Origin of the sequence: Methylobacterium sp. P1-11, assembly GCF_008329595.1 — a bacterium.
In the GTDB taxonomy this organism is placed as follows: domain Bacteria; phylum Pseudomonadota; class Alphaproteobacteria; order Rhizobiales; family Beijerinckiaceae; genus Methylobacterium.
Genome location: NZ_NPKS01000006.1, coordinates 144,997 through 169,208 on the forward strand (window position 1 = coordinate 144,997; position 24,212 = coordinate 169,208).

Consider the following 24,212-nt stretch of genomic DNA (forward strand, 5'->3'; position numbering starts at 1 on the left):
GGCCGAAATAGCGCGCCGCGCTTACCAGGAAAGCTTCGTCAGAGTACGGGGCCTCGCGAAATCGATGTCTGGCTCGACTCAGGGCACGAGCCACAGGCATCGTCCCGCATTGGCGACAATCACGCATTCATAGGGTCTGCCACCGATCAGCGCCCGTTGCTCGACGGGGCCGACGTCGCTGCTCGGTATATGACGGCAGCCGGCCTCCGAGGGAGCAGGGGCGGCAGCCCCGGAGGCCGCATCGATCCGGCGTGCCGAGATCAACGTCTCGCAAGCGACCAGCGAGTCAGCCTCCCGCGCCCGTGGATCTGACGGCGCCGCGAGTGTCAGAGCACCCAGGACAAGCGCCAATATTGGTCGGGATCGCATCACGGCCTCGGCTACCCGCGCCGCATCAGCGCGTAGCGGGTTCAGCAGCGCCCAACGCGCCGAGGCGCCCGTGGGTTTCCGGAGTTAGACAGCATCCTTACATGCGACGACGCCCGCCTTGCGGCGGGCGTCGCGGCTCCCGAACTTCGGATGAGCCACCGGTCCGCAATCAGCGCTTGGTCTTGACCTTCGCCTTGCGGGCCGCGTAACGCGCATCGCGTTGCGCCTTCTTGGAGGCCAGCTCGGCCGACTTGCGCTCCTGCGCCGCTGCAAGTTCGGCAGCCTCGCGGGCGAGCTGGGCGGCGAGTTCCGCCTCCTCCCGTTGGCGCTTTTCCTCGGCGGCCTGCCGCTCGGCGGCGATTCTGGCGGCCTCGCGCTCGCGGAGGCGCTCATCCCGAGCCTTGGCGATCTCGGCACGCGCCTTGGCCTTGGCAATCACATCCGGATCGTCGGCCGGCGGGCGCGCCTTGAACTTGGCCAGCAAAGCGGCCTTGGCGTTCTGGGAGTTCTGGCGGCGGTCGTCGAAATTCCTGTAGTCGAATGCGCTCATATGACCTTTCTCGGTTTGGTACGTCTCGCGTGTTGCGGGAACATCCGGCGAGGCCGGGCACGTACTCAGTCTGCAGTTTCCAACGCCGTCCCCGTGCCTCGGAACCGCATCGATCCATCGGTACAGCCGATGGTCCGACCCGAGCGCTCGGCTTTCGACCGAGCGCTCGGGTCGGACCAGGGTTCGAAAAACGCAAAGCCCTTAATCAGAGCTTCACGCGCGATGCAATCGTCAGGATCTGCGCAAGAGGCCGCTGCAGCGACAAAGCACGCAATCTCTGTAAAAGTTTCGACCGGCGATGCCGAAAAACCTCAGACCATCGACTCAGCGAACGGCTCAGAGCAGCAGGGGTGGGATTGCATCATCACGCGCGAAAAGCGCTGCCTGAGACAGATAGGTCGTGCACAAGCTTCGGACAAGGACGGGAGCAGGCGCTCAGGTGGGCGCGCCAATCATAATCGACCAAGTCGATCCTGTGCGGCGTGAACGTCGCGCGGCCTAACGCATTCTTGTTTCACAAAGCAGATCTGCAAAATCCACAGCATTTCTGCCGCGTGGCTGCACGAAGCGGCAGTCGATCGTCTCCGGAAGTCGGTACGACGCCGCGCCCGAACTTTATCCGCTAGGGTCTGCACACGGCCTGCGCATTCGTGCCTCACTGCTGTGCCCGCTCTGGCATCGCAGCCGAAAATGCCTAAAATAGAGGCAACAATGTCGAGCAGCACAAGTAGGGGCCGGGTCTCTTCGCGGCACGAGGCCTGCTTGGCATTCCAACAGTGCTTGCCGAACCGAGCCTGAGGACAGCGATGCTTGAAACACCCACTGCCTTCGATCCAGTGACCTATGCTGAGGCTGCCGCCGCTCTTCTCGGCCTCAATCTCGACCCGATGTGGATCGCGCCGGTTACCGCCAATCTTCGGGTCCTGGCCGCGGCGGCCGAGCTCGTCGAGGCATTCCCCCTGGGCGACGAGGCCGATGCAGCACCGAGGTTCGAAGCGTGACTGCGAGCGATTCGCGGACGGCCGCCGCGATCACCGCGGCGATTGCCAGCGGTCAGTCCACCGCACGACAGAGCGTGATGAATTCGCTGGAGCGGATCGGGCGGCTTGACGGTCGGGTCGGCGCCTTCACCGACGTGCTGGCCGCCCGCGCCTTGGCCCGGGCCGACGCGCAGGACGCGGCGCTCCGCGGCGGCGCGGTGCCGGGACCGCTCGCGGGCGTGCCCTTCGCGGTGAAGAACCTGATCGACATCGCGGGCCTCCCGACCCGTGCCGGATCAAAGATCAATCGGAAGCGGCCGCCCGCCGAGCGGGACGGTGCCCTGGTACGGCGTCTGGAAGCGGCGGGGGCGATCCTGGTGGGCGGCCTCAATATGGGCGAGTACGCCTACGATTTCACCGGCGAGAACGTCCACGACGGCGATGCCCACAACCCGCACGCCCTCGACCATATGACCGGCGGCTCGTCCGGCGGCTCGGGTGCGGCCCTCGCGGCCGGCATGGTGCCCCTGACACTGGGCTCTGACACCAACGGGTCGATCCGCGTTCCGGCGGCCTTCTGCGGCTGCTTCGGCCTCAAGCCGACCTACGGCCGTCTGACGCGCGCGGGAAGTTTCCCCTTCGTGGGCAGCCTCGACCATCTAGGGCCGATGGCACGAAGCGTGACCGATCTTGCGCTTGCCTACGACGCGATGCAGGGGCCCGATCCGGACGATCCGGTGGCGGCGCCGCGTCCGGCAGAGCCGGTCTTGTCCGCGCTGGAAAGCGGCATCGATGGCCTGCGGATCGCAGTGGCTGGCGGCCACTTCGCCCGCGGCGGCGATCCGGAGGCCTTCGCTGCGGTTGCGCGCGCCGCCGACGCCCTGGAGGCGGAACGCAGAGTGGAGTTGCCCGAGGCGCACCGTGCACGCGCGGCCGCCTACCTGATCACCGCCGCGGAGGGCGCGACGCTCCACCTCGACCGCCTGCGGACGCGGCCGCAGGATTTCGACCCGGCAGTGCGAGACCGGCTGATCGCTGGGGCGATGATCCCGGCCGCGCACGTAGAGCGGGCGCAACGCTTCCGCCGCTGGTATCGGGCGCGCGTGCTCGAGGTGTTCGAGACCGTCGACGTGATCCTGGCTCCGGCCACACCGTGCCGGGCGCCGAAGGGCGGCCAGACCCACTTCGTCCTCGACGGCGTCACGCTTCCGGTGCGGGCCAACATCGGTGTATTCACCCAGCCGATCTCGTTCATCGGCCTCCCGGTCCTGGCTGCACCGATCCGGCTCGACGCCGGATTGCCGCTTGGGGTCCAAGTGATCGCCGCTCCCTGGCGCGAAGATCTTGCCTTCCGCGTGGCGCGTCATCTCGAACGAACCGGCGTAAGCACGGCACCGATCGCGGAGCTTTCCTGATGGTCATTGACGATCCTGCCGTGAAAGCCGAAGTCGAGGCCGCCTTCCGGGCCTACGAAACGGCGCTCACCACCAACGACGTTCCGACCCTGGAAGCCTTGTTCCGGGACGACCCGCTGACCATCCGGTACGGCATCGGCGAGAACCTCTACGGCATGGACGCGATCCGTGCTTTCCGCCGGTCGCGCTCGCCGGTGGGCCTGGAGCGCACCCTGGCGCAGACGCAGGTCACCACCTACGGACGGGAATTCGCCACCGCCATGACGCTGTTCACTCGCGCGGGCGCGCCCGGCAAGATCGGCCGTCAGAGCCAGACCTGGGCGCGCTTCCCGGAGGGTTGGCGGGTGGTCGCGGCCCATGTCAGCCTGATCGACGCCGAATAGAGCCGCATTCGGCTTGGTCACGCGCCGCGGAGCGTCTGGCCGCTTGCTTGCATACGGTCGAGCGTATCCCGCAGCCCTCAGGCTCGGGCCAACGCGAGTGTCCGATTCAAGATGCTGTCCCGTTTGAGAAATCTCGGCGCCCGTGTGGCGCTGGCCGGCACCCTGGTGATCTCGGCGAGCACCGCCGTCCTCGCACAGGGGACGTTGCGGATCGGCATGACCGCCTCTGACATTCCGCTGACCACCGGCCAGACCGACAATGGCGGCGAAGGCATGCGGTTCATGGGCTATACGGTCTATGACGGCCTCATCAATTGGGACCTGTCGAGCGCGGAACTCGCCTCAGATCTCGTCCCAGGGCTCGCCACCAGCTGGGGTGTCGACGCCAACGATAAGACCAAGTGGACCTTCAAGCTCCGGCCGGGCGTCAAATTCCATGACGGCTCCGACTTTACCGCTGACGCCGTCGTCTGGAATCTTGACAAGCTCCTGAAGGCAGACGCTCCGCAATACGACCCGCGCCAGTCTGCCCAGGGCAAGACCCGGATTCCAGCCGTGGCGAGTTACCGCGTCGTCGATCCACTCACCGTGGAGATCACCACGAAGGCGCCCGACGCGACGCTTCCCTACCAGATCGCCTGGATCATGATGTCGTCGCCGGCCCAATGGGAGAAGCTCGGCAAGTCTTGGGACGCCTTCGCCAAGCAGCCCTCTGGAACCGGCCCGTGGAAGCTCACCCTGTTCGCACCACGCGAGCGGGCCGAGATGGTGCCGTTCAAGGAGTACTGGGACACGAACCGCGTACCGAAGCTCGACAAGCTCGTGCTCATCCCGCTGCCCGAACCCAATGCCCGTACCGCGGCGCTCCGCTCCGGCCAGGTCGACTGGATCGAGGCACCCGCACCAGATTCCGTGGCGTCGCTCAAGGGCGCCGGGTTCACGATCATCACCAACGCCTACCCGCATAACTGGACGTGGCACCTGTCGCGGGTCGAGGGTTCGCCCTGGAACGACATCCGCGTGCGCAAGGCCGCCAACCTGGCCATCGACCGTGAGGGCCTGAAAGAGCTGCTCGGCGGTCTTGCGATCCCGGCCAAGGGCTTCATGCCGCCGGGCCACCAGTGGTTCGGCCACCCGACCTTCGACGTAAAATACGACCCAGAGGCGGCCAAGAAGCTCCTCGCCGAGGCAGGCTACAGCCCGGCCAAGCCGCTGAAGCTCAAGGTCGCGATCTCGGCCTCGGGATCCGGCCAGATGCAGCCGCTGCCGATGAACGAATTCGTGCAGCAGAACCTCGCCGACGTCGGCATTCAGGTCGATTACGAGGTGGTCGAGTGGAACACCCTGATCAACATCTGGCGGGCTGGCGCCAAGGCCGATATCTCCCGCGGCGTTTCGGCAATCAACTATTCGTACTTCATCCAGGACCCATTCACCGGCTTCATCCGCCACCTGCAGTGCAACTTCGCCCCGCCGAACGGCACCAACTGGGGCTACTACTGTGATCCTGCCATGGACAAATTGTTCGATCAGGTCCGCAACACGTTCGACAAGGCCGAGCAGACGAAGGTCCTCGAGAAAGTCCACGAGAAGTATGTTGACGACGCGCTGTTCGTCATGATCACCCACGACGTGAACCCGCGGGCGATGAGTCCCAAGGTTAAAGGTTTCGTACAGGCGCAGAACTGGTTCCAGGACTTTTCGAAGATCACTATCGCGACAGCGGGGCGGTAGCGAACGGGACGCCTCTCGCCTCCCCCTTGCGGAGAGGATCCGGAGGTGAGGGTAATTCAGGATGCGGCGTCTTGGGCCACATGCGCCACCCCCACCTCTGCCCTTTCCCGACAGGGTGAGGGAAATAGACTCGTTCGCGTGACACAGGGCGTTGAATGCTGCTCTACATCCTCAAACGACTGGTCTACGTGACGCCCGTAGCGTTCGGGGTCAGCGTGGTCTGCTTCCTGCTCGTCCATCTCGCTCCGGGCGATCCGCTGAGCGCGGTGCTACCGGCCGACGCCACGCAGGCCACCATCGACGAGATGCGGGCCGCCTACGGTTTCGATAAGCCGCTGCCGGTCCAGTACCTGATCTGGCTGTGGCACGTGCTTCACGGCGATCTGGGCGTCTCCATCGCGACCGGACGGCCCGTGCTGGGCGAGGTCAGCCGCGCGGTGGTCAACTCGCTGATCCTGGCCTCCGTGGCGACGGTGATCGGCTTCACCTTCGGCACCCTGTTCGGCTTCGTGGCGGGCTACCACCGAAATTCGCTCGCCGACCGGGCGGCCTCCGCGCTGTCGGTCTTCGGCGTGAGCGTGCCGCACTACTGGCTCGGCATGGTGCTGGTGATCGTGTTCTCGGCGACGCTCGGCTGGCTGCCGCCGACCGGCGCCGGGCCCGACGGCTCGAGCAACTGGCGGCCCGACCTTGAGCACCTGCGCTATCTGATCCTGCCGGCCTTCACGATGTCGGTGATCCCGATGGGCATCATCGCCCGAACCGTTCGGGCACTGGTCGCCGACATCCTGTCCCAGGATTTCGTCGAGGCGCTCCGCGCCAAAGGCATGGATGAGCGCGGCGTGTTCCGGCACGTGGTGCGCAACGCTGCCCCGACGGCGCTCGCCATCATGGGCCTGCAGCTCGGTTACCTGCTTGGCGGCTCGATCCTAGTCGAGACCGTCTTCGCGTGGCCAGGCACCGGCTTCCTCCTCAACGCCGCGATCTTCCAGCGGGATCTGCCTCTGCTGCAGGGCTCGATCCTCGTGCTGGCGATGTTCTTCGTGCTCCTCAACCTCCTGGTGGACGTCATGCAGACCGCCCTCGACCCGCGCATCGAGCGCGCCTGAGACGGAGCCCGACGATGACTGCTCCCGTCACCGCGGCCTCCGTCGCCCTCGACGGCGGCGTACTCGCCGCCGAGGACGTGACCCACGGTCCCGAGGCCGCCTTTGCTCCATCGCGCGGCTTCTGGGGCCATGTCGGCCACCGGCTGGTGCGCGACCCCGTCGCCATGGGCGCCGGGGCCGTAATCCTGATCGTCGTACTCATCGCGATCCTCTCGCCCTGGATCACGCCGATGGACCCCTACAAGGGCTCCATGCTGCGCCGCCTCAAGCATGTCGGCGACGCGACCTACTGGCTGGGCTCGGACGAACTCGGCCGCGACATGATCAGCCGGCTGATGCTGGGCTCGCGGCTGTCGCTGTTCATCGGCGTCACCCCGGTACTGATCGCCTTCGTCATCGGCTCGGGCATCGGGATCCTGGCCGGCTACGTGGGCGGCTGGACCAACACGATCCTGATGCGAACCATCGACGTGTTCTTCGCCTTCCCGTCGGTGCTCCTCGCAATCGCCTTGTCTGGCGCGCTCGGCGCCGGCATCTTCAACTCGATCGTGTCGCTGACATGCGTGTTCGTGCCCCAGATTGCCCGGGTGGCCGAGAGCGTCACCACCGGCATCCGCCGCCGCGACTACATCGATGCCGCCAAGCTCTCGGGCGCCTCGGCATTGACCATCATGCGCGTGCAGGTCCTGGGGAACGTCGTCGGGCCGATCTTCGTCTATTCGACCAGCCTGATCTCGGTCTCGATGATCCTGGCTTCCGGCCTCTCGTTCCTCGGCCTCGGCGTGCGTCCGCCGGAGCCCGAATGGGGCCTCATGCTCAACACCCTGCGCACCGCGATCTACGTCAATCCGGTCGTCGCCGCCCTGCCGGGGGTGTGCATCTTCGTCGTCTCGATCGCATTCAATCTGTTCTCGGACGGCCTGCGCGCCGCCATGGAAATCCGCCAATGACGGAGATTCGCCAGTGAGCGCCATCCCGGACGCCTCCGATCCGTTCGCCCGCGACCGGGGTGGCCCCGCTCAGCCGCTCCTGTCGGTCTCGGGCCTCACCAAGCACTTCCCGGTCCGCAAGGCGGGCGGGAAGAAGCAGGTTGTCCGCGCCGTCGATGGCGTCGACTTCGATGTCCTCAAGGGTGAGACGCTGGGCATCGTCGGCGAATCCGGCTGCGGGAAGTCCACCACCGCCAAGCTGCTGATGGGCCTGATCGAGCGCGATTCCGGCGGCCTGCTCTACGACGGGCAGGCGGTCGGCGAGCGCGCCATGCCCTGGCGGTCCTACCGCCGCCAAGTCCAGATGGTCTTCCAGGACAGCTACGCCTCGCTCAATCCGCGCATGACCGTCGAGCAGTCGATCGCCTTCGGCCCGAAGGTGAACGGCGTGCCCGGCCGAGAAGCGGTGGAGCGCGCCCGCGGACTGCTCGCCCGGGTCGGGCTGGAGCCGAAGCGCTTCGCCGGTCGCTACCCCCACGAGATTTCCGGCGGCCAGCGCCAGCGGGTCAACATCGCCCGGTCCCTCGCGCTGGAGCCACGGCTGGTGCTCCTCGACGAGGCGGTCTCGGCGCTGGACAAGTCGGTGGAGGCGCAGGTGCTCAACCTGCTCCTCGACCTCAAGGCCGAGTTCGGCCTGACCTACATCTTCATCAGCCACGATTTGAACGTGGTCCGATTCATCTCGGACCGGGTGATGGTGATGTATCTCGGCCGAGTCTCCGAAATCGGCCCTTCCGACACGGTGCTCGATGCGCCGGCTCATCCCTACACCGAGGCGCTGCTCGCCTCGATGCCCTCCCTCGATCCCGAGAACCGCACACAGGAGGCGCTGCTGGCGGGCGACCCGCCGAACCCGATCGACCCGCCCACGGGCTGCCGCTTCCACCCGCGCTGTGCTCTCGCAGAGGACATCTGCGGTCAGACGGAACCGCCGCTCGACGGGATCCAGCCGCTGCACCGCGTCGCCTGTCTCGCCCGGCAGCCCGGCTCCGGCCATTCCGCGGCACCCATTCCAGCGATCGCCGCATGAGCATGCCGATACCTCCTTCAGAACCCGCCGTCGCGCTCAACGACCTACGCGTCGCCTTCGGCAAGGTGCAGGTGGTCGACGGCGTCGACCTTACCGTGGAACGCGGACAGGCGATGGCGCTCATCGGAGAGTCCGGCTCGGGCAAGAGCGTGACGCTCCGCGCGATCCTGCGGCTGTTCCCTGAAGGCCGCAGCCGCATCGAGGGCCGGATCCTGGCAGCCGGTAAGGACGTCCAGGCGCTGACCAAGCGCCAGCTCGCCGATTTCCGCGGCGGCGACGTCTCGATGATCTTCCAGGAGCCGCTGCTCGCCTTCGACCCCGTCTATACGGTCGGCCGGCAGATCACCGAGGCGATCCTGCGCCACGAGAAGATGTCGAAGGACGAGGCCCGCAAGCGCGCCCTGGCCCTGTTCGAGCGGGTGCGGATCCCGAGTCCCGAACGGCGGCTCGACAATTACCCGCATGAGATGTCGGGCGGCATGCGCCAACGGGCCATGATCGCGCTCGCGCTCGCGTGCCGGCCGCAGGTGCTGCTCGCCGACGAGCCGACGACGGCGCTCGACGCCACGGTGCAGATTCAGGTGCTGCTGCTCCTGCGCGAGTTGCAGCGCGATCTCGGCCTGTCGATCATCATCGTGACGCACGATCTCGGCGCGGCCGTGGAGGTCGCCGACCGGATCGCCGTGATGTACGCGGGCAAGATCGTCGAGACCGGCACCGCCCATCAGGTCGTCCTGAACCCGCACCATCCCTATACGATCGGCCTGTTGCGCAGCCGGGCGGAAGGGGCGCTGGCCAAGGGCTCCCGGCTCGAGACCATCCCGGGCAGCCCGCCGGATCTCGCGAACCGTCCACCGGGCTGTCCCTTTGCGCCGCGCTGCTTCCTGGCCGAGGAGCGGTGCCGCCGCGAGATGCCGCCGGTCGCCGAGATCGCTCCCGGTCACCACGTCGCATGCTGGCGGACCGAGGAGGCCGCGGAGGCGTACCGAGCCGGCCCGACGCCGGTGCGCGCGGCGGAGCCGGTCCCGGCCTGATCTCGACGCCCCCGCACCGAGGCTTTATCCGGCTCGGCGCGGTTCCACGGCGGCGGACCGCGACCGAACCCGCCGCTCGGGCGTCATGATGAGCCAAGTCATTTCCGAGCAAGTCCCTACCGAGATCCTGCTCGTTCCGCGGGGCGAGGGCGGGCATTTCCTGCTCGCGGCGCTCGGCTGGCTGGGCAAGCGTATTACCGTCACGGCCCAGCCCGGCGCGGCGAATCACGTGCTCTGCCTGCCCGTCCTGGATTTTGTGCGCTTGGGCTTCCCGGAGCTGAACGGCCGCCTCGACCTCCTTGAGCCTGGGGATGCCGAGAACCTCCGCGCCGGGCGCGCCGCGCTGCTCCTCGACCTTTCGAACGAGGGGCCGGGCCTGCACGCGCCGACGTTCGAGGCGCTCCACCGCAACCTCGCGGGTCTCGGCATCCCGCGCGATCGAGTTATCCTGGTCACGCAGAACCGGCTGCTCCGGCTCGATTACGAGCGGCACTACGGCGAGGGCCTGCGGTTCTGGACCTTCGACTTCTTCCCGCTCCAGGTTGCCCTCTGGCTCGACGCCGAGGCGGGCCCGCGGCTCTTCCCCCAACACCCCCTCGACCGCACCGGCTACACGCCCTTCGCTCGCGCCTCCGGGCCAGCCCGCTTCCTCTGCCAGAACGCGGCTCTGCGCTGGCACCGTGTGCTCCTGTACCGCTGGTTCCAGCTCAGCGGGCTCGACCAGGACGGGCTGATATCCTTCCACGGCATTGGCGAGGACAACCCGAAGGCAGGCGGTATCAACGTCTTCCACGCCCCCCCGGAGATCGAGGCGGCCTTCGGGACGCTGCTCGCCGATATCGGCAGCTGGATTCCGCGCCGGGCGCAGCGGATCGATGCCGATCATCGCACCGACATGGTGATGACCCTCGACACCCAGGCCTATGGGGATTGCGACCTGACCGTGATCTCCGAAACCGACTTCTTCGAATCGGGCGTCGAGCGCATCACCGAGAAGTCGTTGAAGGCGGCCGCGACGGGCCTGCCCTTCGTGATGGTAGGCGCGCCGCGTGCCGTCGAACGGTTGTCGGAACTCGGGTTCCAGACCTTCGGTGGCCTGATCGATCACCATTACGATCTCGTGGCCGATCCTGCCGAGCGCCTGCCGCTCGTGTTCCGGTCGATCGAGCGGGCTTGGTCCGCCTGCCGGGACGACCGGGCGCGCTGGCAGCGTGTGGCCCGGGACCCGGCCCAAGCCAACGTCGCACATGCCCGGCACGGGTTGCTGCCGCAGCTCGACAGGGTGATGGTCGTGCCGCTGATCGAGCGCCTAAGCCGGTTTATGGAAACGGGCGCGATCGTGAACTGACTGCGCAAACGCCGTGACCGCAGCCCCTCTATCGCCGATCCGCCATTGCGGCGCCTGCGGACGCGGCCACTACGTCGCAGTCCAATTCTGCCCCTTCTGCGGGGCGTCCCAGGAGCCGCGGCGATACGGACCGGACGACGTTCCCGTGGAACCGGCGCCGGCAGACCCGGCGCCCGCGGTGAGCTTCCATCTGGTGCCGTCACCAGCACCGGACGAACCGGTCAGCGCGGAGGCGCCATCCGCCCCGGAAGCCGTCGCGCATCCACCGCCGCCCACGGGCGCCCCGTCTCGGCGGCACCATTGGGCACCGAGGCCGCGCCGTCTCGTGCTGGCGCTGATGACCGTCGGCGCGCTCGCATGGCTGGCGCTGGACAAACGGACCGCGCTTCCGGCTCCGGTCAGGATGGCGGTTCAGTCCGGCTGGACGGTGGTAGCGCTCGCCTCGTTTCAGGGCGCGACAGCGCTGCGGATCACCGGCGACGGTGTCTTCAGCTTGCGCATCGACGGTCGGCGGGTGGTGCGCGTTGCGCCGGGTCGCGGCGCAACCGTCCGGATGAAGACCCTGCGGAGCTTGGACGTGCGGTCTGTCCACGGGGGTGTCGTGGTCACGGTGACGCCGCGGGGGTGAACGGCACCGCGCCACGGATGTCAGGGGAGGGCGCGCAGGGTCTCCGCGAGGCGGCGAACGGCCGGATCGATCGCCCGCTCCGGCACGGCGGCGTAACCGAGCAGCAATCCCGGCTCCGCCGGCCCGGCATGATAGGCCGACAGGGCGACCGCGGAGATCCCAGCCTGCCCGAGCGCCGCCGCGGCGGCCACGTCGGTGAGGGAAGCGTCCCAGGCCGCCCCGGGGCGGGCGATGACATGCATCCCGCCCTCCATCGGGGCGATTGCGACGAGATCCGCGGCGTGGCGGCGTGCGGCCTCCACCAACGCCTCCTGCCGCAGCGCGTAGAGGCGGCGGGTCCGGCGGAGATGGCCGGCGAGATGTCCGTCCTCGATGAACCGCGCCAGCGCCCATTGGCCGATCCCGGGCGGGGCCGGCCCCGCCTCCGCGAGGGCCTGGTTGACGGGCGCCACGAGGCCGCGCGGCAGCACGAGATAGCTCAGGCCGAGGGCGGGGAGCAGCAGCTTCGAGAAGCTGCCGACATAGATTACCCGACCGCCGCGATCGAGAGTGCGAAGCGGTGCTAGTGGGCGCCCGGCATAGCGGTAGGCTCCGTCGTAATCGTCCTCGACGATCCACCCAGAGACTGCTTCGGCCCAGGCCAGGAGATCGAGGCGGTTCGCCAAGCTCATCGCGTGGCCCAGGGGGTAGTGATGTGCCGGCGTCACCACAGCGAGCCGCGCTCCGGGCGCCGGCTTGGCGGCCAGGGTCACCGGCAGGCCGCCCGGACCGACCGCGACAGGGATCGGGTGCAGGCCGGCACTGGCGAGGGCCTGTGCGATACCGGGAAAGCCGGGCTCTTCGACCAGCGCGGTCTCGCCGGGATCGAGAAGCAGTTCGGCCAACAGGCGCAGGCTCTGGCGGATGCCCGCCGTGACGATGACGTCGTCGGCCTCGCAGGCGACGCCGCGCGCCTGCGCCAGATAGGCGGCGATGGCGCCGCGCAGGGCCGGCGAGCCGCGCGGATCAGGCTGCTCGGTCGGGCCGTGACGCCACTCGGCCTGAAGCAGGCGGCCCCAGACCTCGAACGGGAAGGCGTCCTGAGCCGGCCGGCCGAGGGCAAAGGCATCGGGCAGGCCCGGCCCCGCCATGTAGCGCCGCACTGGGGCAGCCACGAGCCGGGTGCCCCGGCGCGACAGGTTCGGGGCCGGCTCGGCACCCGGTCGCCGGATCGGACACGGCGCGGGGAGCGCGTCGTCCGGCAGGGTCGCGGCGACGCGCGTCGCCGAGCCCTGCCGCGCCGTGAGATAACCCTCGGCGGTGAGTTGCTCCAGCGCCAGGACGACAGTCCCGCGCGCGCAGCCGAGATCGGCCGCCAGGACCCGCGAGGCCGGGAGCCGTGCTCCGCGCGGCAGGCGACGATCGAGAATCGCCGCGCGCAAAGCCTCCCGAAGCTGTGCGTGCAGCGGCGTCGCGGCCGCGGCGTCGAGAGTTAGCGTCAGGGGCAGGGGGGGCCGAGCCATGGCGCAAAGTGGTCCAGTGGCAGTTGGAAAATTGGACCTTTCGCCTGGACCGCCGAATGGTCAAGCACGGTCCTGCAAGACCGCCGCAGGACAGGCCCATGTACCAGCCGCCACAGTTCCGGGACGATTCGCGAGCCGCGCAGCATGCGCTGATCCGCGCCTATCCCCTCGGCCTGCTGGTTACCGCGGGCGCGGACGGCCTGACCGCCAACCCGATCCCGTTTCTGCTGGACGGTTCCGGTCCCCACGGGGTGCTGCGGGCGCATCTCGCCCGCGCCAACCCGCAGGGGCGGGATCTCGTCGCCGCGGAGGAGTGTCTGGTCGTGTTCCAGGGGCCGCAGGGCTACGTCACGCCGAGCTGGTACGCCAGCAAGCGCGAGCACGGCCGGGTGGTCCCGACCTGGAACTACGCCACCGTCCACGCCTGGGGTCGGCCGCGGGTGATCGAGGATGCGGACTGGCTCAGGCGCCAGATCGCCGATCTCACCGCCCTGCGGGAGGCGCCCCGGACCGAACCGTGGGCGGTCGCGGACGCGCCGGAGCCCTTCGTGACCGCGCAGGTGCGGGGAATCATCGGCATCGAGATTTCGATCACACGGACCGAGGGGAAATGGAAGATGAGCCAGAACAGGCCCGAGGCCGACCGCCGCGGAGTCATCGCGGGGCTGCGCGCCGACGGCGAGGCGGGTCTCGCCGGTCTAGTCGCCGAGCGGAGCGGCCTGTGAGCGCGCGCCTCAACGGCTTCGGCCAGCCCATCGGTCCGGCACTTCCAGATTGGAGCACGCGTCCGCGGCCGCCGCGCGCGCCCCTGGAGGGCCGTCACTGCCGGCTGGTCCCGCTCGACGCAGCCGCCCATGCGGACGCACTCTACGCCACCTACAGCGCCGCCCCCGACACGCGCGGCTGGACCTATCTCGGCGACGAGATGCCCGAGAGCGCGGAGATCTATCGGGCGCGGCTGACGACGCAGCAGGCGAGCGAGGACCCGCTGTTCCACACGATTCTCGATCCCGCGAGCGGCGACGCCCTCGGGATCGCCTCGTATCTCCGGATCGATCCAGGCAACGGCGTGATCGAGGTGGGCCATCTCCATTTCGGGCCGCGGCTGCAGCGTGCGCCCGCCGCCACGGAGGCGATGGCGCTGATGATGGCCCGGGCCTTCGACGAGCTCGGGTATCGGCGCTACGAGTGGAAGTGCGACAGCCTCAACGCCCCGTCGCGGGCGGCGGCCCTGAGACTGGGCTTCACTTTCGAGGGCATCTTCCGGAACACCGTCGTGGTGAAGGGTCGCTCCCGCGACACGGCGTGGTTTTCGATCACCGACGCGGAGTGGCCGCGGGTCCGCGCCGGCTTCGCAGCCTGGCTCGATCCCGCCAATTTCGACGCGGAGGGTCGACAGCGGCGCGGGCTTGCGGATCTGCGCGCCGCTGCGGGCTGAGGCGCCTCAGAGACTGCCAACCAAGAACGCCTCTGCACTGCGCAGGCTGAGCGCCATGATGGTCAGCGCCGGGTTTGCCGCGAGCGAGCTCGGAAAGGTCGAGCCATCGCAGATCCACAGGTTGTCGATGTCGAAGCTGCGGCCCTGCGGGTCGACCACCGCGCTCGTCCCGTCACGGCCCATCCGGCAGGTTCCGAGCGTATGGGCAACGCGCTCCAGCACCCAGATGTCCTCGGCGCCGGCATTCTCCCAGAGGTCGCGCATGACCTTCGTGGCGTGTGCGTTGAGACGCTTCTCGTTGGTGCTGTAGCCGAAGCTGATCTGAGCCTTGCGCATGCCCTGCCTGTCCGTCTCGTCCGCGAGGGTCAGCACGTTGGCGTCGCAGGGGAGGGTCTCGCCGTTGATGCCGATTCCGGCGAAGTAGTTGTAGCGGTCGAGGTAGTCGAGGAGCGGTTTCCCCCATAGGCCGCGCCCCCGCGCCGCCGAGTTGCCGAAGGTCACCGGCATGACGCCGAGGCTCTGCATCAGGTAGCCGCCGGCGAAGTCAGCGTCGGTGCGGATGAAATCCTCGGTGATCAGCGAGGACGGATAGCCCCGGTTCATCCGGACCTCGTGCGCGAAGGTGCCCCAGACCTGGGTCGCCACGTGGCCCATGTAGTTACGCCCGATCTGGCCGCTGGAATTGGCGAGCTCGAGATGGAGCAGCAGGCGCGGCGTCTCGACGGCTCCGGCACAGAGGAAGACCGCGCCGCAAAGCTGCCGCCGATCCTCCCCGTCCTGGCGGTAGACCACGCCGGTGATCCGGCCGTCCGCGCCGCGCTCCAGGCCGTGGACGACGGCCTCGGCCCGGATCTCGGCACCGCGCGCCACCGCGTAGGGCAGGTAGGTCACGTCCATGCTCGCCTTGGCGCCCGTGCGGCAGCCCTGGTGGCAGAAGCCGCAATTGATGCAGGCGTTGCGGCGGGGTCCGTCCTCGGACCGGAAATCCTGCGAGACCACGGCGGCGGGCGCGTCCGCCCACCGGATGCCGCGGGCCTCGCAGGCCCGCGCCATGATGTGCGCCGGGCCGTTCCGAGGGACCGGGGGAAGGGGATAGCGCCGGCCGGCATCCCACGGATAGCTCTGCGGGCCCGAAACGCCGAGGAACCGCTCGACCCGCTCGTAGTACGGGAGCAGATCGCCGTAATTCAGAGGCCAGTCGACTCCTTCGCCGGTCTCCGTATGGAGCCGCAGGTCTCGGGCATCGGCACGGGGCACGAAGGCGCCCCAGTGCAGCGTCGAGCCGCCGACGCCCGTGCCGCTGTTGTTCGCGCCGAAGGCCTCCGGAGTCGAGCCGCCGCTCAGGCGCTCATCGGTCCAGTAGATCTCGTCTGCCAGTGTCTCGTCGAAGGCGTAGTGCGCGGGCGTGAAGTTCGGCCCCGCCTCCAACGCCACGACCTTGAGGCCCGCAGCGGCGAGGCGCGCGAGGAGTGGCGCTCCGCCCGCACCCGTGCCCACCACGACCGCGTCGACAACGTCGTCCGCGCGGTAGGTCCGCATTCCCGCGAGGTTCATCGTCCCGCCTCCGCCTGCGGCACCCGGGGCTCCCAGGGCTCGGGCGCGTCGAGCCCGACGGCGTGGAAGCCCGGCAATCCGTCGGCGATCTCGCCCGGTCGGTCGCCGCCCGCCCCAATGCCCGAGAAGCCGATCCGCGCCAGCGCTGCGGGATGGCCGAGCCAGAGTCGGACCGCGTCGGCACGCAGGTCCTCGAACCATAACCGCATCCGCTCGGCGTCGAGCCGGCCACCGAGCGCATCCGGCACTTTCAGATCACCGCGCTGGCTGAGGGTAAGCAGCGCATCCTGCTGCGACGCGTCGAGGACCACGAATGGACGAGCATGGGCCGCCCGCGCGGCGGCATCCAGGGTGCGCAAGGCGGCGCGGTAGGCCTCGGCGTCCGGCGGCAGCACCGAGAAGCGCCAGCCGTCGCCATCACCGGATGCCAGTCGCCGGTCGAGGCGGGCGGCCAGATCGAGACGCGGTGCCGGCATCACTCGAGCGAGAGCGGCCCGCAGGATGGCGAGTTCCACCGCGTCGAGAGCGACGGGCCGATAGGCGGGATCGTCCGGTGCAGCGCGTTCCTCAAGTGTTGCGCGCAGGCGGCGGTTCACCCGGTCGGAGGCGATCAGCGCCGCGTAGTCCGGTGGTACCCCAGGAGCAGCCTCGACCGGCCGGCGGGGCCTATCGCCGATATGCCCGCGCAGACACGCGGCCAGGGATGTGGGCTGCTCCAGCGGCAGGAGGTGGCCGGCTCCGTCCACGGTCACGAGGCGGTGATGCGCGAGGTGGGGCGCCGTCAGGGCCTGCTGCGCATCCGGCCCGAGGTCGGCATCCTCGGATCCGGCCAGGATCAGCGCCGGGGTGCGCAGGACGCCAACGCGGCGGCACCAATCTTCATTCGCGCCCCCCGTGAGCCAAGCCTTCCAGGCTACCGGCGCGGCGCGCAGAACGTCGGCCACCGCCCGTTCCTCGCTCTCTGGATCCAGCCGGTCGCCGACATTCGCGCGCACGAAGGCCTGCGCCTCGCGCCGCCGGGTCTCGGGATCCGCGTCGATCCAGGCGAGCATCTTGGCCCGCCTGTCGTCCGGAATCGGCTCCGGACTCGGCGGCGAGCCGGAGACGAGGATGAGATCGGTGAGCCCGGCCAAGCCCACTTCGCCATCCTCGGACCGCCGCGCGAGGACCAGGGCGACCTTGGCCCCCATGCTGTGGCCGGCAATCCCGAAGCGCGCGGGCGCGTAGGCCCTGATGGCACCGGCCACGTGATCGGCCATCGCGGCGACGGAATAGCCCGGCGTGCCGGCGGCATCGCCAAATCCGGGCAGATCGAATGCTACGCAAGTCAACGGCGCCTCGTCGAGGGTGCGTGCGAGACGCTCCCAACTTCGGGCACTGCCACCCAGAAAGTGCAGGCAGAACAGGACTTCAGATTCGGACATCGCGGAGACATCGCGCGGCGCCAGAATGCTTCAAGCGTACGTGACGCCGCATGGTCAAAGTCTTGCGGGCGGACCCGTTGGCTAAGACGTGACCGCGTGCGATCACGGCGACAGAAGGAGGACGGGATGTCGGATTTGGAACAGGCTTGGCGCGTCGAGGAAGCGTGCCTGAACGCTTGGCCGAGCCCGCGCGAGCTCCTGGTGAACGGCTATTTGCTGCGGGCCGCGGGCGGCCGTTCGAAGCGGCAGAATTCCATCACTCCCATGCGCGGGAGTGGTGCGCCTGAACCCGCAATCGAGGCCGCACGCGTGATCTACGGGTGTCTTGGACAGCGCGCGATCTTCCGGATCCCGGCGATCGCACCTCAGATGGAGTCGCTCTGCGCCCATGGAGACGACATCGTCGTCGACGAGACCTGCACGCTCATCCGTGATCTCAACGGCCTCCCGGCGGCGCCCGATCCGGGCGTGGCGGTCGCCGCAGCCCCGGCTCCGGACTGGTTGGCCCTGCGCGATACGGTGAACCGAGCCGACTCCGCCGCCGCACAGGTGTTCCGCGACACCATCGCCGCCCTGGCACTGCCACGAGCCTTCGCGGCGGCCGCAGCCGAAAGCGGCATCGGCGCCATCGCCTTCGGGGTACTCGACCGCGAGCTGCTGGTCATCGAGGCGGTGGCGACGCCCGAGCCCCTACGCGGCCGCGGCCACGCCCGGCGCGCGGTTGGCGCACTGCTACACTGGGGCCGGGCGGAGGGCGCCGAGGCCGCCTGCCTTCAGGTCGTCGCCGCGAATACGCCGGCGCGGGCGCTATACAGCGCCCTCGGCTTCGAGCGGGAATTGTACCGCTATCACTATCGGGTCGGTCCGGAGCCGGAGTGAACGGCACGGCGGATCGCGACGTGCTTCCCGCGCTCGAACCTCACCGAACAGTGGTCACGCGTCCAGCGACGGGCATCGGTGTCACGTGACGTCAGCTTCGTCATGTCGACGGGATTGCCTTGCTTATGCGGACGGCCGAAGCGTCTCGCCCCCTGGTGGCGGCCGCCTCAGGCGTCGAAAAGCGATCCCTGCCGCGTCGGCGCGGCGCGCGGGAGGGCGCGCTTGCCGGAGGTCGATGAGGCCAGTGCTTTCCCGCGCTGCCCGGGCTTGGCCGGGAGCGACGGATCGGACGTCCCATCGGGCACGGCCGACATGGTCCCGTCGGCGAATTGCAGGCTGAGGCGGGTGGCGGTCACCGCATCCGCGGAGCGGCGGACAGGCAACCCGGCGGCGTCGCGCACCAGCACGTAGCCACGCTCCAGCACGGCGCGGTAGCTCAGCGAGCCAAGCAGGCCGGCCAGCCCGTCCAGCCGGTCGCGGCGCCGCTCGATGCTGCGGCCGCCCGCCTGGGCGAGGCGCTCCGAGAGAGCGAGCAGACGGTCGGTACGGCGCGCCTGCAGGGCCCGGGCCCGCTCCAGGCTGGCATCCCGCGCGACGACGAGGCGGCGCCCGAGCTGGACCAGTGCCTCGCCCTTGCGCTGGACGTCGTTGCGCAGGGCGTGGAGCGGTCGGTGGTCGATCCGCGCCAGCCGTGCGCGTGCATTGGCGAGCGCCACGTCGGGCGAGCGCCGCGCCATCCGGTCGAGGAGAAGCTGAAGCCGCGCGCGGTGGCGACTGGCGCCCGCTGCCAGGGCCGGGGCGAGACGCGCCTCGGCGAGATCGAGCCGCTGGCGCTTGGCCGCCAGCAGGGCGTCGGCGCTCGGCAGGGCGCGGCCGAGGGCGCGCAGGTCCGACCGGTCGCGGTCGATCCGGCGCCCGACCGCCCCTCTGCCGCGGGCAGACAGATCCGCCACGGTCGCGATCAGATCGGCGCGGACCGGCACCGCCATCTCGGCAGCACCCGTTGGAGTCGGCGCGCGCCGGTCGGAGACGTAGTCGATCAGCGTGGTGTCGGTCTCGTGCCCGACGGCCGAGATCAGCGGGATCGTGCTCTCGAAGACGGCGCGGACGACGCATTCCTCGTTGAAGGGCCAGAGATCCTCGATCGAGCCGCCGCCGCGGGCGACGATCAGCACATCCGGACGCGAAATCGGGCCTCCGGCCTGGAGCGCGTTGAAACCGCGGATCGCGGCCGCGACCTCCTCGGCCGCCCCGTCGCCCTGGACCCGCACCGGCCAGACCACGACGGGCCGCGGGAACCGATCCTCCAGTCGGTGGAGAATGTCGCGGATCACAGCACCGGTCGGCGAGGTGACGACGCCGACGACCCGCGGCAGGTAGGGGATCGCCCGCTTGTGCTCAGGAGCGAAGAGCCCCTCGGCGGCGAGCTGCTTCTTGCGCTCCTCCAGCAGCGCCATCCAGGCGCCGAGACCCGCCGGTTCCAGGCTTTCCACGACGATCTGGTAAGATGACTTCCCCGCGAAGGTGGTGATGCGGCCGGTGGCGACGACCTCCAAGCCCTCTTGGGGCTTCTGGCGCAGGCGTCCGAACACGCCCTTCCAGATCACCGCATCGATGCGCGCCTGCCCGTCCTTCAGCGCGAAATAGGCATGACCCGAACCGTGCTGTCCGCGATAGCCTGAGATCTCGCCGCGCAGGCGCACATGCCCGAAGGCGTCCTCAAGGGTGCGCTTCAGGGCGCCTGCCAGCTCGCCCACCGACCATTCGGGCTGGTTGGCATTGAGCACGCTGGTCGGCGGGATATCCGCCGCGGGCTGGGATGCGGGGCGCGGTGGCGGCACGAGGGGCATCGCCGGACGCTAGGGGGCTCCGGCGGGACAGTCAAAGGGCCGCTGTGGAGATGACGACGCTTGACAGGCGTCGGCGCGGCCTACTCCACGGCGAGTTCGCGCGGACGGTCCGAGATCGCCACCCGTGGAACCAGCAGCGAGAGGAGCAGGGTCAGCACCGCCACGGCGAAGACCGTCCAGAACGTGCCGTGCAGCGCGTGCTGCAGGCCGGCCCGGATCGCCTCGCCGCCGGTGCCGAGGCTGTCCGGATCATCCAGCAGGCGGCGGAGCTGGTCGGAATTCACCGCCGGGCCGCTCGACGGGTTGGTGAGCCGGTAATTCAGCACGGCCCCGAGGACTGTGGCGCCGAGGGTCGAGCCGAGATTGCGCGAGAAGATGTTGGAGGCCGTCGCCGCGCCGCGCTGTGCCCAGGCGACGCTGTCCTGGATGATCACGATGGCGGCGGTGGACAGAAAGCCCATGCCGAGCCCCATGACGACCGAACCGCAGGCCGCCACGACCGGAGAGTTTTCCGATCCGAGCGCCACGAAGGCGACCGCCCCGAGCGGCAGAAGCGTTGCGCCGACCAGCAGGATCGGGCGCAGGCCGAACCGCACGAAGCTGCGCGCAGCCGTCGTGGCGCCGATCGGCCAGCCGAGCACCATCAGGGTCAGCGTCAGGCCGGCGATCAGAGGAGATTGCCGCAGCACGCCCTGGACATACATCGGCAGGAAGGCCGTGAGCCCGATCACCGTCATGCCGGAGAGCAGCGTCGCGGTGTTGGCGGTTGCGATGGGACGCTGCATCCACAACCGGATGTCGAGCATCGGGTCCGGCGCGCGCCGCTCCTGGACAACGAACAGGAGCGCGGCCACCACGAAGGCCAGCGCCGGCCACAGGGCCGCTTCGAACGACTCACCCGCCTCGGTCAGCGCGATCATCAGCGCCGCGATGGCTGCGGTGAACAGGGCCGCACCGATCGCGTCGATCTGCCGGGGACGGCGCTCGACGCCCTCGTGGAGGAAGCGCAGGAACAGGCCGGCCGCGATCACGCCGATCGGCAGATTGATCCAGAAGATCCAGGGCCAGCTCAGATGGCCGATGATCAGTCCGCCGACCAGCGGGCCGGCGACCGAGGAGATGCCCCAGACGCTCGCGAGATAACCCTGGATCCGGCCGCGCTCCCGCGCCGAATACAGATCGCCGACGACGGTCAGGCTCACAGGCTGGATCGCCCCGGCGCCGATGCCTTGCACGAGACGGAACAGGATCAGCGAGGGCATCGACCACGCGAGCCCACACAACAGGGATCCCACCAGAAACACCACGATCCCGAAGAGCAGGACCGGTCGGCGCCCATACAGGTCGGACAGCTTGCCGAACACCACCGTGGTGGCCGTCTGGGTCAGCAGGAAGGAGGCGAACACCCAGGCGTAGAGGTGAAGGTCGCCAAGTTGCCCGGCGATCTGCGGCATCGCCGTCGAGACGATCGTCGCCTCAATGGCGATCATGAACATCGCCGCCATCACCGCGGCGAGGACCAGCGGGCGACGCGTCTCTGGGGGCGTTGGCATTCCACCCGTCTAGGCCCGGCGTGCGCACCGACCTAGTGTTGAGAACGTGCAACCGTCCCGATCGCGGCGAGAGCCGTGCGCGAGCGCACATGTGCCCCATTCCTGCTCCGCGGCGCGTGCATGGATACGCCGCCGCGATGCTTCGAACGCATGCGCTGAACCGGGCCGGCTCAACCCTCAGCGTCGAGATCGCGCTCGCGGGTCTCGGGCAGCAGGAAGGCGGCAATGGTGCCGACCAGGCTGAAGGCCGCGAGATAGTAAGCCGGCGCGAGCCGGTCGCCGGTTACGGCGATCAGCCAATTCACCACGTAGTTGGTGCTGCCACCGAATACCGAGACCGAGATCGCGTAGACGATTGACAACCCGGCGCTGCGCACCGCCCGCGGGAGCGCCTCAGGGATGCCGACGATCACCGCCGCGGCGTTGATGGACGACAGGGCCGAGAGCAGGAAGGTGACCGCGTAGACGCTGGCAGCGCTCGGCGCCTGCACCACCCAGGCGAAGGCTGGAACTGCCAGGATCAGGATCATCGCCCGTGGCCATATCATCACGGGTCGCCGCCCGAACCGGTCGGCCAGCCAGCCGCCGAGCAGCGGGAAGATCACCGAGGCGAGCCCGAGGGCAATCGGCACGGCCGTGGCCGCCGTCTCGCTCAGGCCAAGGGTCGCGCCGGCAAAGACCGGCATGTTGGTCCCGACCGCGTTCGAGACGGTCGAGGCTGCGATGACCAGGAAGGTCAGACCCAGCAATCGGCCGTGCTCGCGCAGGAGTCGGCCGATCACCGCCATGGTCGAGGCCGCCGCGTCCGGATCCTCCAAAGCGCCGGCCGTCTCCGGCAGGTGGCTCCGGATGACGAGCCCAATCGGCACGACGCAGAGGCCGAGGGCGAACATCAGCCGCCATCCCCACAGCGCCATGGCCTGGTCGCCGACCACGAGCGCCAAGGCGGTCGCGACGATCCCGGCGAACAGGGCGGCGCAGCCCTGGCTGGCAATCTGCCAGCTGGTCACAAAGCCGCGCCGGTCCGGCGGAGCGGCTTCCAGCAGGAAGGCCGTCGACGGCCCGACCTCGCCGCCGAGGGCGAGACCTTGGACCAGACGCCCGACGATGACGATCACCTGCGCCCAGCCGCCGATCATCGCGTAGGACGGGCAGGCGGCCAGCATCAGCATCCCGACCGCCATCAGCGCGATGGTGATCAGCATCGCGGGCTTGCGTCCCGCGCGATCCGCGAAGGCGCCGATGAGCACGCCGCCGATGGGCCGCATGACGTAGCCGATGCCGAACAGCGCCAGCGAAGCCAGAAGGCTGTGGGTCGGGTCGTTCGCCGGGAAGAAGGCCTGGCCGATCGGCTTGGCGAAGAAGGCGTAGACCGTGAAATCGTAGAATTCGAGGGCGTTGCCCAGGACGACGGCCCCGACGGACTTGCGATCCAGGGCCGGATGATGCGCGCCGGGATGCGGTGCGGTCCGGGCGTCCATCAGCGGCCCGACCCGTCGACCGGATGCTTGGCGAGACCGCCGGTCACGGGTTCTGCGCCGTTCGCAAGGGCTTCCTCGTATCCGGACAGCCAGAGCGCGTGTGCCTGCGTGCCCTCCGCATAGGGACAGGCTTCCCGTGCCAGCCCCTTGGCGGGCGCGGCTCGGCCGAGCGCGTGGGCATCGAGATCATTGGGGGGCGAATCCATGCGGGCGCAGCTCCTCGTCGATGGGCTGCGCCGCGATGTAGGGCGCGGATCGCGCGTCGCCGAACTCAGTGACGCGTCGGATCATCCAACGGCGGCAGCACGACGGCCTCGCTGAACGGGAATTCGAGCACGACCTCACCAGCCTCGTCCGTGACCATAAGGCAGGCGGTCATCAGCCGGGCCTGATCCTGTGGATCGTGCAGGGCGGCGCGGATGGTGTCCCGGGCCGCCTCCCAGGCTGCGTCCGGATCGCGCAACTCGATCCCGGTCGGGTCGGAGATGATGTCCTCACCGATCTGCGTGTGGAAGAAGTAGCGTGGCATGGCCATCACCGGTTAAGGGGCCGCTCCGGGGTGGAGCGATCCGTAAAGGTGGTGATCGCCGGTCACAGGACTAGGATGGCGACGCGCGGAGCCGCTCGCGCCCTTCAACCGTGCGCCGACCGCGCCTCCGGCGCGGATGGCACCGAGCGGAGGGTACGCAGCTGCCCGGTCACACCGCCAGCACGGTGTTGCTTCTCCATCGCCATGAGCGGCTGCAGCTCTGGCTCCGCGAAGTCGAGGAGCTTGGCGTTGCGCCAGCGTGGCTTGCCGGATCCGCGGCGGAACCAGCGGGGCCGCTCCTCCTCGACCAGCAACACCAGCCGGCCCGTCCAAGTCTTCCGGAACCAGAAACGCCCCGTCAGAGACATCGTCAATCCTTGCCGCCGAGCCGCCCCGTCTCGGCCGCTTCAATAGCTAACTTGGCGGTTCGCGT

General features: G+C 69.2%; 23 protein-coding genes. 13 read left to right on the plus strand and 10 right to left on the minus strand.

Translation table 11 applies throughout. The annotated features are described in order from the left end of the window. Positions 1–538: 538 nt before the first annotated feature. Entirely contained in the window at positions 539–919 is a 381-nt protein-coding gene (locus CIW48_RS08475) for a DUF6481 family protein (RefSeq protein WP_091779571.1), read from the minus strand. Between the two features lie 806 nt (positions 920–1,725). On the opposite strand from CIW48_RS08475, the gene CIW48_RS08480 reads away from it, so the two are divergent. The 10 genes from CIW48_RS08480 (at position 1,726) to CIW48_RS08525 (ending at position 11,569) form a co-directional block, all read left to right on the plus strand. Next, on the plus strand, positions 1,726–1,920 hold the full coding sequence (locus CIW48_RS08480) for an AtzG-like protein (protein WP_149310420.1): 195 nt from the start codon (positions 1,726–1,728) through the stop codon (positions 1,918–1,920). After that, positions 1,917–3,314: an AtzE family amidohydrolase gene (locus CIW48_RS08485; protein WP_149310421.1), complete on the plus strand. Its 1,398-nt coding sequence runs from the start codon at positions 1,917–1,919 to the stop codon at positions 3,312–3,314. Before CIW48_RS08480 ends, CIW48_RS08485 begins: the two co-directional genes overlap by 4 nt. Further along, the gene (hpxZ, locus tag CIW48_RS08490) at positions 3,314–3,697 is read left to right on the plus strand and encodes an oxalurate catabolism protein HpxZ (protein WP_149310422.1); all 384 of its coding nucleotides are present in this window, start codon (positions 3,314–3,316) and stop codon (positions 3,695–3,697) included. Before CIW48_RS08485 ends, hpxZ begins: the two co-directional genes overlap by 1 nt. A gap of 111 nt (positions 3,698–3,808) precedes the next feature. Beyond that, positions 3,809–5,431, plus strand: coding sequence for an ABC transporter substrate-binding protein (locus CIW48_RS08495; RefSeq protein ID WP_149310423.1), 1,623 nt, complete (start codon positions 3,809–3,811; stop codon positions 5,429–5,431). 155 nt (positions 5,432–5,586) lie between these two features. Further along, complete coding sequence (locus tag CIW48_RS08500) at positions 5,587–6,540, plus strand: ABC transporter permease (RefSeq protein WP_091779580.1); 954 nt, start codon at positions 5,587–5,589, stop codon at positions 6,538–6,540. 14 nt (positions 6,541–6,554) lie between these two features. Continuing rightward, complete coding sequence (locus tag CIW48_RS08505) at positions 6,555–7,490, plus strand: ABC transporter permease (RefSeq protein WP_149310424.1); 936 nt, start codon at positions 6,555–6,557, stop codon at positions 7,488–7,490. Positions 7,491–7,503: 13 nt separating this feature from the next. Beyond that, positions 7,504–8,559 carry an ABC transporter ATP-binding protein gene (locus tag CIW48_RS08510; RefSeq protein ID WP_149310425.1) on the plus strand — a complete coding sequence of 352 codons (1,056 nt, stop codon included), beginning with the start codon at positions 7,504–7,506 and terminating at the stop codon, positions 8,557–8,559. After that, complete coding sequence (locus tag CIW48_RS08515) at positions 8,556–9,593, plus strand: ABC transporter ATP-binding protein (protein WP_149310426.1); 1,038 nt, start codon at positions 8,556–8,558, stop codon at positions 9,591–9,593. Before CIW48_RS08510 ends, CIW48_RS08515 begins: the two co-directional genes overlap by 4 nt. 88 nt (positions 9,594–9,681) lie before the next feature. After that, on the plus strand, positions 9,682–10,941 hold the full coding sequence (locus CIW48_RS08520) for a hypothetical protein (RefSeq protein ID WP_149310427.1): 1,260 nt from the start codon (positions 9,682–9,684) through the stop codon (positions 10,939–10,941). Positions 10,942–11,266: 325 nt separating this feature from the next. Beyond that, positions 11,267–11,569: a hypothetical protein gene (locus CIW48_RS08525; RefSeq protein ID WP_149310428.1), complete on the plus strand. Its 303-nt coding sequence runs from the start codon at positions 11,267–11,269 to the stop codon at positions 11,567–11,569. A gap of 20 nt (positions 11,570–11,589) precedes the next feature. Here the strand turns inward: CIW48_RS08525 and CIW48_RS08530 are convergent, their stop codons facing one another. Continuing rightward, positions 11,590–13,071, minus strand: coding sequence for a PLP-dependent aminotransferase family protein (locus CIW48_RS08530; protein ID WP_149310429.1), 1,482 nt, complete (start codon positions 13,069–13,071; stop codon positions 11,590–11,592). Between the two features lie 98 nt (positions 13,072–13,169). Here CIW48_RS08530 and CIW48_RS08535 point away from each other — a divergent pair, with 98 nt between their 5' ends. Next, on the plus strand, positions 13,170–13,796 hold the full coding sequence (locus CIW48_RS08535; RefSeq protein ID WP_149310430.1) for an FMN-binding negative transcriptional regulator: 627 nt from the start codon (positions 13,170–13,172) through the stop codon (positions 13,794–13,796). Further along, positions 13,793–14,509, plus strand: coding sequence for a GNAT family protein (locus tag CIW48_RS08540; RefSeq protein ID WP_149310431.1), 717 nt, complete (start codon positions 13,793–13,795; stop codon positions 14,507–14,509). Before CIW48_RS08535 ends, CIW48_RS08540 begins: the two co-directional genes overlap by 4 nt. A gap of 6 nt (positions 14,510–14,515) precedes the next feature. On the opposite strand, the gene CIW48_RS08545 is transcribed toward CIW48_RS08540, so the two are convergent. Together CIW48_RS08545 and CIW48_RS08550 are read right to left on the minus strand one after the other, a co-directional pair. After that, positions 14,516–16,063 carry a GMC family oxidoreductase gene (locus tag CIW48_RS08545; RefSeq protein WP_149310432.1) on the minus strand — a complete coding sequence of 516 codons (1,548 nt, stop codon included), beginning with the start codon at positions 16,061–16,063 and terminating at the stop codon, positions 14,516–14,518. Beyond that, positions 16,060–17,487 carry an alpha/beta hydrolase gene (locus tag CIW48_RS08550; protein WP_149310433.1) on the minus strand — a complete coding sequence of 476 codons (1,428 nt, stop codon included), beginning with the start codon at positions 17,485–17,487 and terminating at the stop codon, positions 16,060–16,062. Before CIW48_RS08550 ends, CIW48_RS08545 begins: the two co-directional genes overlap by 4 nt. A 126-nt stretch (positions 17,488–17,613) precedes the next feature. Here CIW48_RS08550 and CIW48_RS08555 point away from each other — a divergent pair, with 126 nt between their 5' ends. Beyond that, entirely contained in the window at positions 17,614–18,366 is a 753-nt protein-coding gene (locus tag CIW48_RS08555; RefSeq protein WP_149310434.1) for a GNAT family N-acetyltransferase, read from the plus strand. A 167-nt stretch (positions 18,367–18,533) separates the two neighbouring features. Here the strand turns inward: CIW48_RS08555 and xseA are convergent, their stop codons facing one another. From xseA to CIW48_RS08585, 6 genes are all read right to left on the minus strand, one after another. After that, positions 18,534–20,216, minus strand: a complete 1,683-nt coding sequence (gene xseA / locus CIW48_RS08560) for an exodeoxyribonuclease VII large subunit (RefSeq protein WP_149310435.1) — start codon at positions 20,214–20,216, stop codon at positions 18,534–18,536. A gap of 80 nt (positions 20,217–20,296) precedes the next feature. After that, positions 20,297–21,769 (minus strand): MDR family MFS transporter, encoded by a 1,473-nt coding sequence (locus tag CIW48_RS08565; protein ID WP_149310436.1) that lies wholly within the window; start codon positions 21,767–21,769, stop codon positions 20,297–20,299. A gap of 170 nt (positions 21,770–21,939) precedes the next feature. Further along, positions 21,940–23,250, minus strand: a complete 1,311-nt coding sequence (locus CIW48_RS08570) for an MFS transporter (RefSeq protein WP_149310437.1) — start codon at positions 23,248–23,250, stop codon at positions 21,940–21,942. Then, positions 23,250–23,456: an Rmf/CrpP family protein gene (locus CIW48_RS08575; protein ID WP_149310438.1), complete on the minus strand. Its 207-nt coding sequence runs from the start codon at positions 23,454–23,456 to the stop codon at positions 23,250–23,252. Before CIW48_RS08575 ends, CIW48_RS08570 begins: the two co-directional genes overlap by 1 nt. 65 nt (positions 23,457–23,521) lie before the next feature. After that, a complete protein-coding gene (locus CIW48_RS08580; RefSeq protein WP_149310439.1) occupies positions 23,522–23,779 on the minus strand; it encodes a hypothetical protein in 258 nt (85 codons plus the stop codon). Positions 23,780–23,883: 104 nt separating this feature from the next. After that, on the minus strand, positions 23,884–24,147 hold the full coding sequence (locus tag CIW48_RS08585) for a hypothetical protein (protein WP_149310440.1): 264 nt from the start codon (positions 24,145–24,147) through the stop codon (positions 23,884–23,886). Positions 24,148–24,212 lie beyond the last annotated feature (65 nt).